Below are 13,141 nucleotides of genomic sequence, written 5' to 3'. Positions count from 1 at the left end.
CCGGATCCAGGACCCGCCCTAACCCATGGAATGGCCGAAGGAAAGCCGCAATGGACGGCGCGCTCGCACTTCGTCCTTGAACCTTGCGGCTTCCGGTGCCAAATCTGGGGCAGATTTTGGCACTCGGCTCCCTTTGGAGCCAACGCCGGCAAACGGACAAAAATGGTTACCTATCTCGACGCCGCCACGGCCCCCCTTCGAAACACCGGTCAAATAAGGCTTTATGGCGAGGAAGGTTTTGCCGGCATGCGCAAGGCCTGCGATCTTACGGCGCGCTGCCTTGACGAGCTGGTGCCAATGGTCAAGCCCGGTGTGACAACGGAAACCATCGACCGCTTCGTCTTCGAATTCGGCATGGACAACGGCGCGCTGCCGGCAACGCTGAACTATCGCGGCTACACCAAGTCGTCCTGCACCTCGATCAACCATGTCGTCTGCCACGGCATTCCCGACAACAAGCCGCTGAAGGATGGCGACATCGTTAACATCGACGTCACTTACATCCTCGACGGCTGGCACGGCGATTCCTCGCGCATGTACCCGGTCGGCACCATCAAGCGCGCCGCCGAGCGCCTGCTCGAAGTGACCTATGAGTGCCTGATGCGCGGCATCGCGGCAATCAAGCCGGGCGCCCGCACCGGCGCCATCGGCGCCGCGATCCAGACCTATGCCGAAGCCGAGCGCTGCTCGGTGGTGCGCGACTTCTGCGGCCACGGCGTCGGACAGCTGTTCCACGATGCGCCGAACATCCTCCACTACGGCACCGCTAACGAAGGCGTCGAGATGCGGCCGGGCATGATCTTCACCGTCGAGCCGATGATCAATCTCGGCCGCCCGCACGTGAAAGTGCTGTCGGACGGCTGGACCGCGGTCACGCGCGACCGCTCGCTGTCGGCGCAGTACGAACACACGATCGGCGTCACCGACACCGGCTGCGAGATCTTCACGCTGTCGCCGAAAAAGCTCGACCGGCCTGGTTTGCCTGCCTAAGATTCACCCAAAGCCTTGAGGTCAGCGCGCTTAGGCCAAAGTCGACGACGAGCGGGGGTTCTTTTCCGAAGTTGGAGCACCTCGCTGCGGCGCTTGCGCATCCCCTTCAACGCGGCGTCCGGCATCCCGACCGAGCGTCGAGGCACCAGCGGAATCAGCACACCGTTCCTCAAGGCTTTACTTGATCGCTCCGCGCAGCATGCGACTATGATCGAATTCCAGGCAACCGGGCACTGGATCGCCGAGGATCGACCGGCCGAGACGACTGCAGCGATCTTGGTGTTTTCTTCGGGAAGCTTGAGTCATTTGCGGGCCGCACATCATGCCGTCGCGTTCACGAGATGGGCCGATACCGTCGAGATGAACGCGCGAAGACGCTGAAGGCGCCGCAAGTCCCGGTGGTATCCCATCCAAATGTCTCGCGCCGGCGGCGGCGTCGGCAGTTCCAGTCTGCGGATACCCGGGATCTGATTGCCGACCACGCGTGGCAGGACAGCGATGCCGACGCCTTGCCTGCACATGCGCCCCTGGACGTTGCGGTTGTTCGATCGCAGGACCGGTCTCGCGTTGGGGAAACTCTCGATGAGCCACGCGATGTCGGGGAAATGGCCGGTGGATGTGTCATGGGTGATCAGCCGGAAACCGGTCCCATCGCCATATTTGGGATCAGGAGACCCCTCGGCGATGTAGACGCCGTATTCGAGCTTCAAAAGCCGCCGCTGAACGACATCGGCAGTGTTGAACGGAACGATACGGAAAGCGACGTCGGCCTCCCGCTGGGCGAGGTTAAACAGGCGCGTGCCGGTCAGGACCTCGACGTCGACATTGGGGTAGGCTTTCGCGAAATCCGCCAGGATGGGAGGCAGGACATAGGCCCCAAACCAGTCCGCTGACGAAATGCGCAGACTGCCTTTGAGATTCTGCTCGTGCCCCGCAAGCCGGCGCTCCATGGCCAGCGCGCCCTCTTCCATCTGCTCCGCCAGCGCGATGATCCCGTGGCCCTCGTCGGTCAGAACAAGACCGTCCGCTGTCCGCTGGAAAAGCGTGTGGCCGATCGACTGCTCAAGTGCGCGAAGGCGCCTGCCGACGGTCGGATGGCTTGTCTGAAGAGAACGCGCGGCGCCGCCGAGCGTGCCGGATCGCGCAATAGCAAGAAAGATTCTGACGTCACTCCATTCCATGCGACCACCCACACAAAACTGAACGCCGAGAATACATTTCTGTCAGTTAAAGAACAAATCTAAGCACCTAGATTCCCACCATCGGTCGATCGGACCGTCTCTCGTGTATCACCTCATGTCATTCGGAAGGATCGGCAAATGTCTCTCAAGTCTCTCTATCTCGGTGCTGCGGCTCTTGCAGCGGTGTTGGGCGCGCCCTCCGCTTTCGCGCAGCCGGCCCAAAATGTGATTTTGGTCCATGGCGCGTTGGTCGATGGCAGCGGCTGGAGGGGCGTTTATGAGAGTCTGGTCGCCAAGGGCTTGAAAGTCACGGTCGTTCAGGAACCGAACACTTCGCTGGCGGATGACGTTCAGGCGGTTCACCGCGCTATCGAGCAGCAAAATGGGCCGGTCGTCCTCGTCGGCCACAGCTATGGCGGTCAGATCATCACCGAAGCCGGCGTCGACCCGAAGGTTTCGGCACTTGTCTATGTCGCGGCCCTCGTCCCGAATGTTGGCGAGGGCGTGGGCGATCTGTTTGAGAAGTGGCCGAGCCCGACCGCGGATGCGTTCAAGCCGACCTCTGACGGCTTCCTGCTGTTCGATCCCGGGAAGTTCCGGGCGGGATTCGCCGCTGACCTATCCAAGGCCGAGACGGATTTCATGACTGACTCGCAGGTGCCGGTTTCGGCGAAAATCCTCGGAACCAAGACGCAGCACGTGGCCTGGAAGACCAAGCCGAGCTACGGCATCGTGGCCGGGCAGGACATGGCTATCAGCGCCGAGGCGGAGCGGTCTATGTACGAGCGGGCAAGTGCCAAGGTCACCGAGGTGCCCGGTGCCAGCCATGCGGTTTACATCTCGCATCCACGCGAAGTCGCCGATGTCATCGCCGAAGCGGCGAGCAAATGAAGCCGATGCCCTGATGTTCAGGCTCAGGGCCGCGGAAGTTTCGTGACCCATGCGCCGAAGCCACCCCTGTGGCTTCGGCATCGCGACCGGCCAACTCATCGGCGCGGCTCTCGGTCGATCATGGCCGATTCGCGGCGGCGACAGCGTGGCGTCGTCTGAAAACAACTCGGAGAAAAAGTAGTGAAAACTTGGCTCATCACAGGCTGCTCAAGCGGCTTCGGCCAGCGGCTCGCGCTCGCTGCGGCACAGCGCGGCGACCGGGTCATCGCGACGGCCCGCAATGTCAAGACGATCGAGGCAATGGCCGAGCCTTTCGGCGGCCGCATGATCACCTTGCCGCTCGACGTGACCGATGCGGCGGCAGCCAAGGCAGCGGTGGCAAAGGCGGTCGAGACCTTCGGCGGGTTTGACGTGCTCGTGAACAATGCCGGCTACGCGCTGTTCGGCGCGATCGAGGAAAGCACGCCCGAGGAATATCGGCCGATGTTCGAGGTAAACGTCTTCGGTCTGATCGAAACCACCAGAGCCGCGCTACCGGCCCTACGACGTTCGGGCGGAACAATCGTCAACATGTCGTCCGGCGCTGGCATCGAGGGCCGTGGCGGCGGAGGCTATTACCACGCCGCCAAGTTTGCCGTGGAAGGGATTTCCGAAGCGCTCGCCGGCGAACTGAAGCAGTTCGGCATCCGCTTGCTGATCGTCGAGCCCGGGCCGTTTCGCACCGATTTCCTTGGCCGTTCGATCACGATAGCGGCCAACGAGATGCCGGAATATGCCGCGACCTCGCGCAAGCACTATCGCGAGACCAACGACGGCAATCAGGCGGGCGATCCCGACAAGGCGATCGCGGTGATCCTGCAGGCTGTCGACGCCGATGACGCCCCGCTTCATCTGCCGCTCGGTCCGATCGCGCACGCGATCGCCGAGCGAAAGCTGGCTTCCTTCCGCAGCGATATCGACGCCTGGCGCGACATCACGATCGCCACCGATTTCGACCAGCCCTGAGCGCTGGCCGCGAGCTCCGTTTGAACGTCAACATCGATTGGAAAGCGATCATGATCGCAACTTTGAAAGGGTTTACCCAGCAGCTGGTGCCGGTGAATGGCATCAAGATCAACGCCGTCACGGGAGGCTCGGGCCCGCCGATCCTTCTGCTTCACGGTTGGCCGGAAACATGGTGGGAATGGCACCATGTGATGCCGCGGCTCGCCGAGCATTTCAGCGTGGTGGCCATGGATCTGCGCGGCGCGGGCTTTTCCGACTGCCCACTTGACGGCTATGACAAGGCCACGATGGCGCGCGACGCGCACGAGGTCATGGTTGCCCTTGGGTATGAACGCTACGCCGTGTGCGGCCATGACATTGGCGGAATGGTGGCGTTGCCGCAGACCGCCATCTATCGGGAGGCCGTTACCCGCCTGGCCATCCTTGATGTTCCGCTTCCCGGCTGGACTGGATGGGAGGCGACAACCGCCAGGCTCTGGCACTTCAGCTTCCACATGAACCGGGATCTGCCCGAGCGCCTGATCCATGGCCGTGAATATGACTATGTTTCGACCTTCATGGCGGAGCGGTTCTACGATCACAGCACCTACAATCCGGCTGACATCGAGATCTACGCCAAGGCGATGGCGCTTCCTGGCCGCACGCGTGGCGGCATGGAATGGTATCGCACCCTCGCGGCGGACCATGCGGCCGCGCTCGGGTACAAGAAGCAGCCGCTCGAGATACCGGTGCTTGGCCTGGGTGGGGACCATCGCTTCGGCGCGCAGATGGTCCCTATGCTCAAGGAGTTCGCCACCAATGTGACGGGCGGCTCGATCGCCAGGTGCAGCCACTATGTCGCGGACGAGCGGCCGGATGAAGTTGCCGCCGCTCTGATCGATTTTCTGAAGACCAATTGAAACTCTGCGCCGGCGCCGTCGGGGGCCGGGCGAATCGACCAAACAAGAATGGAGACTGTCATGACCGCACCCGTCATTCGCGGCGTCAATCATATCGGCATCACGGTGCCCGACATCGAAGCAGCAAAATCGTTCCTGGTGGACGCTTTTGGCGGCCAGGTGATCTACCAGTCCTTCGGACCGCAGGATCCGCCGCGGCGGGGACCCGAATTCGAGCGGGCCGTCGGCGCGTTCCCCGGAACGGTCGTGCGTGCGCAGGCGATGGTCAAAATCGGAACCGGACCCGACATCGAGCTCTTCGAAATGCACGGTTCCGAGCAAGCTCTGCCGATCCGGGCGAGCGACTTCGGCATTACGCACTTCGGTGTCTACACCGACGACATCGACGCATCGGTCGAGCGCTTCGAGAAGGCGGGAGGTACACCCCTCACCGCGCCGCGCGCTATTCCCTACGCAACCGAGAAAGGTCCCGGAAACAAGGTCTGCTATTGCCGTATGCCGTGGGGCACAACGATGGAATTCATCACCACGCCGGATCGCATGGCCTATCACGACCAGACGGATCTGCGCAGGTGGCAGGACGAGGCCTGAGCGGGGCGCGAAAAGGGACCCGCATCAGTTAGGTCGCGGCGATGCTGACGCGCTGGGAAGGTTCGACGAGTGCGCAGCCGCGACGGCTGTCGTGACGGATCGGCCGCGCCGGCGGTCAGCCCATCCGAACGGGCACCGTCAATGAAGGCGCCGAGACGCGGCCCGGCACGATCTTCACCGTCGAGCCGATGATCAATCTCGGCCGCCCGTATGTGAAGGTGCTCTCCGACGGCTGGACGGCGGTCACGCGCGACCGTTCGCTCTCGGCGCAACACGAGCACACGATCGGCGTCATCAACACCGGCTGCGAGATCTTCACGCTGTCGCCGAAAAAGCTCGACCGCCCCGGCCTGCCCGCCTAAGCTTCACCCAAAGCCTTGGGGGTTAGCAGTCATGGGCAAAGTCGACGACGAGCGGGCGTTCTTTTCCGAAGGCTGGATCGAGCCGCCTAAGGCGGCGCTGAAAAAGGCCGCGCCCATCGAGAAGCCGCACTATCACGGCCATCGCGACCGCCTGCGCGAACGCTTCGTCGCCGGCGGACCGGACGCCCTGCCCGACTACGAACTGCTCGAGTTGCTGCTGTTCCGGCTGATCCCGCGCGTCGACACCAAGCCCATCGCCAAGGCGCTGATTGCTCGCTTCGGCTCGCTGGCCGAGGTGCTCGGCGCGCCGGCATCCCTGCTCGAGGAAGTCAAAGGCATCGGGCCGACCGTCGCGACCGACCTCAAGGTCGTCGCCGCTGTTGCCCAGCGCATGGCGCGCGGCGAGGTGCGCGGCCGCGAGGTGCTGTCCAATTGGACGCAACTGCTCGACTATTGCCGCTCCGCCATGGCCTTCGAGACCCGCGAGCAGTTCCGCATCCTGTTCCTCGACAAGAAGAACGGGCTGATCGCCGACGAGGTGCAGCAGACCGGCACCGTCGACCACACGCCGGTCTATCCGCGCGAGGTGGTGAAGCGCGCGCTCGAACTCTCGGCCAGCGCCGTGATCCTGGTCCACAATCACCCTTCGGGCGATCCCACACCGTCCCGCGCCGACATCGAGATGACCAAGCAGATCATCGATACGGCCAAGCCCCTCGGCATCGCCGTGCATGATCACATCATCATCGGCCGCAAGGGCAACGCCTCGATGAAGGGCCTGCTGCTGATCTAGCCACTGCCTTGCGCCCGAAAGCCGGGCGTAAAGAGCAAGGTTTTGCCTATCGGATAGTCGGCTCTGGAATTTCTACCGGAAATCGAGCATGATGCGGCTTGGCATTCTCGAATGCTTCTTGCTCCTGGGAATGCCGGGAGGAACGGGACATGGCCGTTGTGCTTGTACTCGTTTTGATCGTCGTGGGCTCGGTGTTGTTCCACCTCCTGAGCCCATGGTGGTGGACGCCCATTGCCTCTAACTGGGACTATATCGACAACACCATCATCATCAGCTTCTGGATCACCGGCATCGTCTTTGCCGCTGTCGTCCTCTTCATGGCTTATTGCGTCTTCCGCTTCCGGCATCGGGAAGGCAATCGCGCGGTTTACGAACCCGAGAACAAGCGCCTCGAATCGTGGCTGATGATCGTCACCGCATTCGGCGTTACTGCTTTGCTGGTTCCCGGCCTGTTCGTCTGGAGCCGCTTCGTCACGGTGCCAGGCGATGCGACCGAAATCGAGGTCGTCGCCCAGCAATGGCAGTGGAGCTTCCGTTTGCCGGGCAAGGACGGCAAGCTCGGCACTTCCGACACCCGCGACGTCACCGCTGACAATCCGTTGGGCGTCGCCCCCAAGGATCCGAACGGCCAGGATGATGTCCTGGTCGAAGCCGCCGATCTTCATCTGCCGGTTGGCAAGCCGATCAAGGTGCTGCTGCGTTCGATCGATGTGCTGCACGATTTCTATATCCCGGAATTCCGCGCCAAGATGGACATGATCCCCGGCTCGGTGACCTATTTCTGGTTCACCCCGACCAGGACCGGCACCTTCCAGGTCCTGTGCGCCGAACTTTGCGGCCAAGGGCACCCGCTGATGCATGGCGTGGTCGTGGTCGACACCGAGCAGGACTATCTGGCCTGGCTCGGCCAGCAGCAGACTTTTGCGCAACTGTCGGCGCCCCAGCAATCGGGCTCGGCGAACCAGCTGCCAGGAAAGATAATCGCGTCCAATCTGGGCGTCGCGGCAAACTCGAAACTTTCGAGGTCCGCGCAATAGGGCACGGAGGTGCTCCAATGGTCGACGTCACACCCGCAGATGCCGTTCCGCCCGCCGAAGTTGGGGAGGTGGAACTCTACCATCCGCACAGCTGGTGGACGAAATATGTCTTCTCGCAGGATGCGAAGGTCATAGCGGTCCAGTACTCGGCAACGGCAACCGCAATCGGCCTGGTGGCGCTGGTTCTGTCCTGGCTCATGCGCCTGCAGCTCGGCTTTCCCGGCACGTTCGACTTCATCACGCCGGAGGCCTACTACCAGTTCATCACCATGCACGGCATGATCATGGTGATCTACCTGCTCACCGCGCTCTTCCTCGGCGGCTTCGGCAACTACCTCATCCCGCTGATGGTCGGCGCCCGCGACATGGTCTTTCCCTATGTCAACATGCTGAGCTACTGGATCTATCTGCTCGCGGTGCTGGTGCTGGTGTCGAGCTTCTTTGCGCCGGGCGGACCGACCGGCGCCGGCTGGACGCTCTATCCGCCTCAGGCGATCATGTCCGGCACGCCCGGCGGACAGGACTGGGGCATCATCCTGATGCTCTCCTCGCTCATCCTGTTCATCATCGGCTTCACCATGGGCGGCCTCAACTATGTGGTCACGGTGCTGCAGGGCCGCACGCGCGGCATGACCCTGATGCGCCTGCCGCTCACAGTCTGGGGCATCTTCACCGCCACCGTCATGGCGCTGCTCGCCTTCCCGGCGCTGTTTGTGGCGTGTGTGATGATGCTGCTCGACCGCGCCCTCGGCACCTCATTCTTCATGCCGGCGATCGTCGAGATGGGTCAGCAATTGCAGCACAATGGCGGCAGTCCGATCCTGTTCCAGCATCTGTTCTGGTTCTTCGGCCACCCGGAGGTCTACATCGTCGCCCTGCCGGCCTTCGGCATTGTGTCCGACCTGATCAGCACGCATGCGCGCAAGAACATCTTCGGCTACCGCATGATGGTTTGGGCGATCATCGCCATCGGCGCCCTGAGCTTCGTTGTCTGGGCGCACCACATGTATGTCAGCGGCATGAATCCCTATTTCGGCTTCTTCTTCGCGACCACGACCCTGATCATTGCCGTGCCGACGGCGATCAAGGTGTATAACTGGGTGCTGACGCTGTGGCGCGGCGATATCCATCTGACCATACCGATGCTTTTCGCGCTCGCCTTCATCGTCACCTTCGTCAATGGCGGCCTGACCGGGCTGTTCCTCGGCAATGTCGTCGTCGACGTGCCGCTGTCGGACACCATGTTCGTCGTGGCCCATTTCCACATGGTCATGGGCGTCGCGCCGATCCTGGTGATCTTTGGCGCGATCTATCACTGGTACCCGAAAGTCACCGGCAGAATGCTGGACGAGACGCTCGGCCGCTTCCATTTCTGGGTGACCTTCGTTGGCGCCTACCTGATCTTCTTCCCCATGCATTATCTCGGCCTGATGGGCGTTCCGCGGCGCTACGCCGAGCTCACCGACATGACCATAATGACGGAATCGGCCCATCACCTGAACTCGTTCATCTCGATCATGGCCTTCATCGTCGGCTTCGCCCAGATGGTGTTCCTGTTCAACCTGATCTGGAGCATCCGGCATGGCCGCGAGGCCGGCGGCAACCCATGGCGGGCGACCACGCTCGAATGGCAAACGCCTGAGACCCCGCCGGCGCACGGCAATTTCGGCAAGGAACTGCCGATCGTCTATCGCTGGGCCTATGACTACAGCGTGCCGGGAGCCAAGGAGGACTTCATCCCGCAGAACGTGCCGGGCGACTTCGCTCCCTCGAGGGAGCCGGCATGAGCGTCATCCTGGTCTTTCTGCTGGTGATCGCCGGCTTCGCCGGATGGTGGCTTTCGCACCAGCGGCTGACGGCCAAGCCCTGGCTGGAGCAAGGCCTGGCCGGGGATTTCGTCGGTTTCGACCGGTCGGCGCTGCCCACCGCCAAGATCGGCCTCGGCGTTTTCCTCGCCGTCGTCGGCTGCCTGTTTTCGCTGTTCACCAGCGCCTATTTCATGCGCATGGGCCTGCCCGACTGGCAGCCGCTGCCGCTGCCGCGCCTGCTCTGGCTCAACACCGGCGTGCTGGCGCTTAGCAGCGTCGCCCTGCAATGTGCCGTGGTCGCCGCGCGCAAAGACCAGATCGACAACGTCCGACTGGGCCTAGCCACGGCGGGGCTCACGACGCTTGCCTTCCTCGTCGGTCAGTTGATGGCATGGCGACAACTGACCGGAGACGGTTATGTGCTCACGTCCAACCCGGCCAACAGCTTCTTCTATCTGATCACCGGCATGCATGGCCTGCACATACTCGGCGGTCTGGTCGGACTTGGGAAGACGAGCATAGGCGCCTGGAACGGAGCGCGGCCGGAGCGCCTTCGCCTCAGCGTCGAGCTCTGCGCCATGTATTGGCATTTCCTGCTTTTCGTCTGGCTCTGCATCTTCGCCCTGCTGGCGGGTTGGGCCGCGACCTTCATCGACATCTGCCAACGGTTGCTGACCTAGGAGACCGCGATGGCCGAGACGACCATGACGCATACCAGCCAGATGGAGCCCAGGCCCGCCGGTTGGCGCGGCATCGCCGCCGATTGGGCCTCGGACCAGCGGGCGTTCAAGAACGTGTCCTGGGGCAAGGCCATGATGTGGATCTTCCTGCTCAGCGACACCTTCATCTTCGGCTGCTTCCTGCTCTCCTATATGACCGCGCGTATATCCACGCGCGTGCCGTGGCCGAATCCGAGCGAGGTCTTCGCCCTGCGCATCGGCGGTTCGGAAATCCCGCTGATCCTGATCGCCATCATGACCTTCGTGCTGATCTCGAGCAGCGGCACCATGGCCATGGCTGTCAATTTCGGCTACCGCCACGATCGCCGCAAAACCGCGATCCTGATGCTTTTGACCGCGGCACTTGGCGCGACATTCGTTGGCATGCAGGCCTTCGAATGGACCAAGCTGATCACCGAAGGGGTGCGGCCATGGGGCAATCCCTGGGGGGCCGCGCAGTTCGGCTCATGCTTCTTCATGATCACCGGCTTCCACGGCACCCACGTCACGATCGGCGTGATCTTCCTGATTATCGTGGCGCGAAAAGTCTGGCGTGGCGATTTCGACATCGGGCGGCCCGGCTTCTTCACCAGTCGCCGGGGTCGCTACGAGAATGTCGAGATCATGGGCCTTTACTGGCACTTCGTCGACCTGGTCTGGGTGTTCATCTTCGCCTTCTTCTATCTTTGGTGAGAGGCAGATATGGCAGAAGCAACCGCAAACGGTCTCGGACAACACGCACTGCACGCCACCCATGCGCAGGATGCGGCCACGGCACCGGTCGCCGCCGAGGTTCATCAGGAGCACCCGATCAAGCTCTACCTGGTGGTCTGGGCGTGGCTGTTCATCCTCAGCACCTGCTCCTACCTGGTCGACTATTTCGGCATCCACGGCTATCTCAGATGGTCGCTGATCCTGATCTTCATGATGCTCAAGGCGGGATTGATCGTCGCCGTCTTCATGCACATGGCCTGGGAGCGGCTGGCGATGATGTATGCGATCATCCTGCCGCCGATATTGGTGCTGGTCTTCGTGACCATGATGGTTTTCGAAGCCGATTATACGCTGCTGACCCGTATCGCGTTTTTCGGACCCGGCCCCTGACCGGATACATTCGCGGCCGCCGGAACCGCGGATGCCGGCGCCTTGAAACGACAGGCGGCCGATCCATTTTCCGGAGCAGCAACCGGGCGCAATCGTGATTGCCCCGTTTTGCGCATGCGTCGTGAACTCAAGCAAAAGGACGCGGACAATGACCATAGCAAACAGGCTGAGGCATTTTATCGACGGTAAGGGAATCCCGTACGACACCGTTGCGCATCACCGCACATCCACCAGCAGGCAGGCTGCCATCGCCGCGCATGTGCCCGGCAGCATCATGGCCAAGTCCGTGGTCGTTCACCACGAGCTCGGTTACGCGCTGGCCGTGGTCCCGAGCACCCACAGGATCGAACTCGGCAAGCTGCAGGACGTCATGGACAAGCGCCTTGGGCTCGCTTCGGAGGACGAGGTGGTGTCGCTCTTCGATGATTGCGACATCGGCGCCGTACCGCCGATCGGCGCGGCCTATGACGTGCCGGTCATTCTGGACGAAAGCCTGCGCGATGCCGCCGATGTCTATTTCGAAGGTGGCGACCACAAGACGCTGGTGCATGTCAGCGGCAAGGATTTCCGCAACCTGACCACCGGCGCGCGCCAGGCGCGGTTCAGCCACCCGGCCTTCTAAGCGCTCCGGCACAGATCGCCAATACGCGGCGACAGGGCTTGCTTACGTCGCCGGTCTGGGGTTGGCCGGCGGCTCCACGACCTTGCGATATACATGCCAGGTGGCGTGACCGAGGATCGGCAGCACGACCGCCAGTCCGGCGAACACTGGCAGCGAACCGATGATCAGCCCAACGGCGACGATCAGTCCCCACACGGTCATCACGATCGGGTTGGCCAGGACCACGCGCACCGACGTGTGGATGGCTTCGTAGGCACCGACGTCGCGATCAAGCAGCAGTGGGAATGCCACCACGGTGGTGCAGAGCACGACCACGGCGAACACGAACCCGATGGCGTGCCCCAGCACGATCAGCGTCCAGCCGCGCCCGGTGGCGAATATCTGGGCTATGAAACTGGACAGTGACGCCGGTGGCTCAGGGCCGAACAGTTGCTCGTAGAAGATCTTGGCGGTCAAAAGCCAGGCGATGAAGATTGCAAACAACATGATCCCGACCGCGGCGATCGCCGGCACCGCCGGGGAGTTCCTGACCTCGAATGCGTGCTGCCAGGATGCATCGAGCCCGGCCTCTCGTCTGCGGCTGATTTCGTAGAGTCCGATTGCCGCGAACGGGCCGATCAGCGCAAAACCCGACACCAGCGGAAACAGCAGCGGCAGCGCGTTTGCGCCCGATGTCCACGTGGCAAGCACCACGCCGACGAGTGGATAGATCATGCACAGAAACACGATGTGCGAGGGTTTGACCATGAAGTCGTCGACACCGCGCTTGAGCGCGTCGAAAAGATCGGAAACGCCGATCTTTCTCACCCTGGTATGTTCCAGCGTTTCGCTGGCGCCTGCAATCACGTGAAAGCTTGCCATGACCGTTCCTCCAGATCGGGCCCGGCAAGGTCGCGGAATTCACGGTGCTACCGCTCTGCGTGATGGCCACGCAAACCGCGACCTGCACCGACCGCCAACATACTCCCTTGCGCCCGATTTGTCGTCATTTCATTGCCGCGGGTGCGGCAGTCGGCCAGGTCGGCGCACTGGCTCCAGAAGACTTTTTTCGATATTCTCCTGCAGCGTCGCGCGCCGCCTTTTTGGGCGTGCAACGGGACGCTGTACCGCTTTGATGGGCCTACGGTCCTTTTTCGAAA

At 62.4% G+C, this 13,141-nt stretch carries 14 protein-coding genes and 1 pseudogene; 13 read left to right on the top strand and 2 right to left on the bottom strand.

Features of this window, described 5'->3' with window-relative positions:
- The first annotated feature begins 162 nt into the window (after positions 1-162).
- Entirely contained in the window at positions 163-990 is an 828-nt protein-coding gene (map, locus tag EN852_RS08190) for a type I methionyl aminopeptidase (RefSeq protein ID WP_127874082.1), read from the top strand.
- 320 nt (positions 991-1,310) lie between these two features.
- On the opposite strand, the gene EN852_RS08185 is transcribed toward map, so the two are convergent.
- Positions 1,311-2,171 (bottom strand): LysR family transcriptional regulator, encoded by an 861-nt coding sequence (locus EN852_RS08185; protein ID WP_127874083.1) that lies wholly within the window; start codon positions 2,169-2,171, stop codon positions 1,311-1,313.
- 183 nt (positions 2,172-2,354) lie between these two features.
- On the opposite strand from EN852_RS08185, the gene EN852_RS08180 reads away from it, so the two are divergent.
- The 12 genes and pseudogenes from EN852_RS08180 (at position 2,355) to EN852_RS08125 (ending at position 12,002) form a co-directional block, all read left to right on the top strand.
- Positions 2,355-3,062 (top strand): alpha/beta hydrolase, encoded by a 708-nt coding sequence (locus EN852_RS08180; RefSeq protein WP_246694212.1) that lies wholly within the window; start codon positions 2,355-2,357, stop codon positions 3,060-3,062.
- A 180-nt stretch (positions 3,063-3,242) separates the two neighbouring features.
- Positions 3,243-4,067 (top strand): oxidoreductase, encoded by an 825-nt coding sequence (locus EN852_RS08175; RefSeq protein ID WP_127874085.1) that lies wholly within the window; start codon positions 3,243-3,245, stop codon positions 4,065-4,067.
- Between the two features lie 50 nt (positions 4,068-4,117).
- Positions 4,118-4,966 carry an alpha/beta hydrolase gene (locus EN852_RS08170; RefSeq protein WP_127874086.1) on the top strand — a complete coding sequence of 283 codons (849 nt, stop codon included), beginning with the start codon at positions 4,118-4,120 and terminating at the stop codon, positions 4,964-4,966.
- A 60-nt stretch (positions 4,967-5,026) separates the two neighbouring features.
- The gene (locus EN852_RS08165; protein WP_127874087.1) at positions 5,027-5,557 is read left to right on the top strand and encodes a VOC family protein; all 531 of its coding nucleotides are present in this window, start codon (positions 5,027-5,029) and stop codon (positions 5,555-5,557) included.
- 131 nt (positions 5,558-5,688) lie between these two features.
- A pseudogene (locus EN852_RS08160) lies at positions 5,689-5,919 on the top strand (type I methionyl aminopeptidase); the annotation flags it as partial.
- Positions 5,920-5,950: 31 nt separating this feature from the next.
- Complete coding sequence (gene radC, locus EN852_RS08155) at positions 5,951-6,712, top strand: DNA repair protein RadC (protein ID WP_127874088.1); 762 nt, start codon at positions 5,951-5,953, stop codon at positions 6,710-6,712.
- A gap of 149 nt (positions 6,713-6,861) precedes the next feature.
- The gene (locus EN852_RS08150; protein WP_127874089.1) at positions 6,862-7,749 is read left to right on the top strand and encodes a cytochrome c oxidase subunit II; all 888 of its coding nucleotides are present in this window, start codon (positions 6,862-6,864) and stop codon (positions 7,747-7,749) included.
- Between the two features lie 17 nt (positions 7,750-7,766).
- Positions 7,767-9,536, top strand: a complete 1,770-nt coding sequence (gene ctaD, locus EN852_RS08145) for a cytochrome c oxidase subunit I (RefSeq protein ID WP_127874090.1) — start codon at positions 7,767-7,769, stop codon at positions 9,534-9,536.
- A complete protein-coding gene (locus EN852_RS08140) occupies positions 9,533-10,237 on the top strand; it encodes a cytochrome c oxidase subunit 3 (RefSeq protein ID WP_127874091.1) in 705 nt (234 codons plus the stop codon). Before ctaD ends, EN852_RS08140 begins: the two co-directional genes overlap by 4 nt.
- A gap of 9 nt (positions 10,238-10,246) precedes the next feature.
- Positions 10,247-10,969, top strand: coding sequence for a heme-copper oxidase subunit III family protein (locus tag EN852_RS08135; protein WP_127863576.1), 723 nt, complete (start codon positions 10,247-10,249; stop codon positions 10,967-10,969).
- A gap of 9 nt (positions 10,970-10,978) precedes the next feature.
- A complete protein-coding gene (locus EN852_RS08130) occupies positions 10,979-11,380 on the top strand; it encodes a cytochrome C oxidase subunit IV family protein (RefSeq protein ID WP_127874092.1) in 402 nt (133 codons plus the stop codon).
- Between the two features lie 148 nt (positions 11,381-11,528).
- Complete coding sequence (locus tag EN852_RS08125) at positions 11,529-12,002, top strand: aminoacyl-tRNA deacylase (RefSeq protein ID WP_112127566.1); 474 nt, start codon at positions 11,529-11,531, stop codon at positions 12,000-12,002.
- Positions 12,003-12,044: 42 nt separating this feature from the next.
- Here the strand turns inward: EN852_RS08125 and EN852_RS08120 are convergent, their stop codons facing one another.
- Complete coding sequence (locus EN852_RS08120) at positions 12,045-12,863, bottom strand: DUF2189 domain-containing protein (protein WP_127874093.1); 819 nt, start codon at positions 12,861-12,863, stop codon at positions 12,045-12,047.
- Between the last annotated feature and the right edge of the window lie 278 nt (positions 12,864-13,141).

The organism is Mesorhizobium sp. M2E.F.Ca.ET.209.01.1.1 (assembly GCF_004010375.2).
Lineage (GTDB): Bacteria > Pseudomonadota > Alphaproteobacteria > Rhizobiales > Rhizobiaceae > Mesorhizobium.
The sequence above is the reverse complement of the archived record's forward strand: the minus strand, read 5'-3'. Positions and strand labels throughout refer to the sequence as shown.